The organism is Frankia sp. AgKG'84/4, assembly GCF_023242965.2.
Lineage (GTDB): Bacteria > Actinomycetota > Actinomycetes > Frankiales > Frankiaceae > Frankia.
Map to the genome: position 1 here is coordinate 1 of NZ_JALKFU020000564.1, position 3,425 is coordinate 3,425.

2 protein-coding genes are annotated in these 3,425 nt (G+C 72.6%); both read left to right on the top strand.

Translation table 11 applies throughout. The features are described 5' to 3' along the window. Positions 1-1,109 (top strand): class I SAM-dependent RNA methyltransferase (locus tag MXD58_RS23245; protein WP_374616548.1); only part of this gene is annotated, 1,109 nt, incomplete at its 5' end. A 289-nt stretch (positions 1,110-1,398) separates the two neighbouring features. After that, positions 1,399-3,375, top strand: coding sequence for a 1-deoxy-D-xylulose-5-phosphate synthase (dxs, locus tag MXD58_RS23250; RefSeq protein WP_248841377.1), 1,977 nt, complete (start codon positions 1,399-1,401; stop codon positions 3,373-3,375). Positions 3,376-3,425 lie beyond the last annotated feature (50 nt).

Genomic DNA, 3,425 nt, shown 5'->3' on the forward strand with positions numbered 1-3,425 from the left:
GCTGCGGCGGCTGCGACTGGCAGCACGCCGACCTCGTGGCCCAACGCCGGGGGAAGGCGGAGGTGGTCGCCGACGCCCTGCGCCGGTTCGGTGGCGTCGAGGTGGCCGTCGAGGTCGAGGCGGTCCCGGTCGAGGCGGCCCCGGTCGAGGCCGGGGCGGATGTCGGCCCCCGGTCGGCCGCGCCGGACGACGGCCTGGGTTGGCGGACCCGTATGCGCTTCGCCGTCACCGCCGAGGGCGTGATCGGTCTGCGGGCCAGCCGGTCCCACCAGGTGGTGGCGACCCCGGACTGCCGCATCGCCCATCCGCTGGTCGCCGCGGCCCTGGCGGGGCGGCGTTTCGTCGGCGCGGAGTCGGTGGAGGTCGCGGCGAGCCCATCGACGGGCCAGGTGTCGGTCGCGGTGCGCGGCGATGCGGGCGGCGATGAGCGGAGCGGGCGGACCGATTTGGGTACCCCCACGGGCCACCTCGGTGCCGGGGACCGCCCACTCCAGGGTGGCCCGGTCGTCGAGGAGGTGGCGGGTCGGCGCTTCACGGTGGGGCCGGACGCCTTCTGGCAGATTCACCCACGTGCCCCAGAGGTGCTGGTCGGGGCGGTCCGGACGGCGCTGCGGGCCCGGCCGGGGGAGACCGCGCTCGACCTGTATGCCGGTGCCGGGCTGTTCGCCGCCTTCCTGGCCGCCGACGTGGGTCCCCTCGGCCGGGTCGTCGCGATGGAGTCGGATCCCGCGGCGGTCAACGCGGCCGCCGAGAACCTGGCTGACCTGCCGCAGGTGTCCCTGCGGGGGGTTCGGGTGACGCCGGCGACGGTCCGCGGTCTGCTCGGCGGCGGGCCGGCGGCCGGCGGCCTCGACATCGCCGTCCTCGACCCGCCGCGCTCGGGCGTCGGCGCGGAGGTGATGACGGCACTGCTGTCCTACCGCCCGCGGGCCGTCGCGTATGTCGCCTGTGACCCGGTTGCGCTCGCCCGCGATCTCGCCGTCGCCGCACAGTCTGGTTACGAACTGGTTTCGCTTCGCGCCTTTGACCTTTTCCCGATGACACATCATGTCGAATGTGTAGCGTTGCTGGCACCTTCGGCGGCGACGTCGGAAGTGACGCTTCCCTAGCTTTCGGTAACGGGCGGCTGGGTGATTCGCGTCCTTCGCTCGCCTGCGCCGCCGGCCGGTCGCTGCGGCGTGTCGCGTCGGGCCGCGCCGGGTAGCGGGGACTCGTCTGCGTACCCGGATCTGGACCAATAGTGGGCGAGGGGGAGGCCGATTCTACCGCGCTGCCGTCCATAGCCCCGCGTTCCACAAGGAACTCACATGTCGTCTGGGCGTCTGCGAGGCCCACGATGACCTGCGTAGACTTTGCCGGACCCGAACCGATCCCCTTTCGGGAGAGGGAGTTCACGCCGTGTCGCTTCTGTCCACGATCAGCTGTCCCCAGGACGTCAAGCGCCTCGACCCTGAGGAGCTCGGCACCCTGGCGGCCGAGATCCGTGATTTCCTCATCCACGCTGTCGCGCGTACCGGGGGCCACCTCGGACCCAATCTCGGGGCCGTCGAGCTGACGCTGGCGATCCACCGAGTCTTCGACTCGCCGTTCGACCGCATCCTCTGGGACACCGGGCACCAGTCCTACGTCCACAAGATGCTGACCGGTCGGGTCGACGAGTTCGACGGGCTGCGCCAGCGCGGGGGGCTCTCGGGTTACCCGTGCCGGGCCGAGTCCGAGCACGACATCATCGAGAACTCGCACGCGTCGACGGCCCTGTCCTACGCCGACGGGCTCTCCCGCGCCTACGCGCTGCGTGGGGAGGACCGTGCGGTCGTCGCCGTCGTCGGCGACGGTGCCCTCACCGGCGGCATGTGCTGGGAGGCCCTGAACAACATCGCGGCCGACGACCGGCAGGTCGTCGTGGTCGTCAACGACAACGGCCGGTCCTACGCGCCGACGATCGGCGGCCTCGCCGACCATCTCGCCGCACTGCGTCTCGCGCCCGAGTACGAGCAGGTCCTCGACGTCGTCAAGCAGGTCCTCGGCCGCACGCCGCTGGTCGGCGCGCCGCTTTTCGACGCGCTGCACGGCATCAAGAAGGGCATCAAGGACGTCGTCCAGCCCCAGGGCATGTTCGAGGACCTCGGGCTGAAGTACGTCGGCCCGGTCGACGGCCACGACGTCGCCGCGGTCGAGTCGGCCCTGCGCCGCGCCCGTGACTTCGGCGGACCGGTCATCGTCCACTGCGTCACCCGCAAGGGCTTCGGCTACCCGCCGGCCGAGCAGGACGACGCGGACAACTTCCACGGCGTCGGCGTCATCGACCCCGTCACCGGCAAGCCGGTGTCGACGTCGAAGTCCACGAGCTGGACGAACGTCTTCTCCGAGGAGATCGTCCAGATCGGCGCCGAGCGGCCCGACGTCGTGACGCTGACCGCGGCCATGCTGCAGCCGGTCGGCCTCGGCCCGTTCGCCAAGGCGTACCCGGACCGGGTGTTCGACGTCGGCATCGCCGAGCAGCACGCGGTCACCTCCGCGGCCGGCCTCGCGATGGGCGGCCTCAAGCCGGTCGTCTGCCTGTACGCGACGTTCCTCAACCGGGCGTTCGACCAGGTCCTCATGGACGTCGCGCTGCACCACCAGCCCGTGACGTTCGTGCTCGACCGGGCCGGGGTCACCGGGGAGGACGGCGCGTCGCACAACGGCATGTGGGACCTGTCGTTCCTGCAGGTCGTGCCGGGGCTCGCGATCGCCGCGCCGCGTGACGCCGCGACCCTGCGCGCCGAGCTGCGGGAGGCGGTCGCCGTGACCGACCACCCGACCGTGGTCCGTTTCCCCAAGGGCAAGGTCGCCGCGGACGTGCCGGCGATCGACACGGTCGGCGGCGTGGACGTGCTGTTCCGCTCGCCGGCGGTGGCGCGTCACCGCGAGGTGCTGCTGGTCTCGGCCGGCGCGATGGCCGCGACCAGCCTCGAGGTGGCGCGCATGGTCGCCAGCCAGGGCATCGGCATCACCGTCGTCGACCCGCGCTGGGTCAAGCCGCTGCCGCCCGCGTTGGTCGAGCTGGCCCGCGACCACGACCTCGTCGTCACCATCGAGGACAACGGCCGGGTCGGCGGCGTCGGCTCGTCGCTGGCCCAGCTGCTGCGCGACGCCGACGTGGACGTGCCGCTGCGTGACTTCGGCATCGCCCAGCGGTTCCTCGACCACGGCAAGCGTGACGAGGTTCTGACCGAGGTCGGTCTGGCCCCGCAGGACCTCGCCCGCAAGGTCGTCGAGGCGATCGCGAAGCGCCAGCCCGCACTGGAGGGCGACCCGGGCGCGGACAGCACGGGCGCCCCGGCGGCCCGCGTCGCGCCGCGTTCTGGCGAGCAGGTCGCCGAGCAGCACTGATCCACCTGCCCGGCGGCCGCCTTCCAGCCGCCGTCGGGCCGGCGCACCTT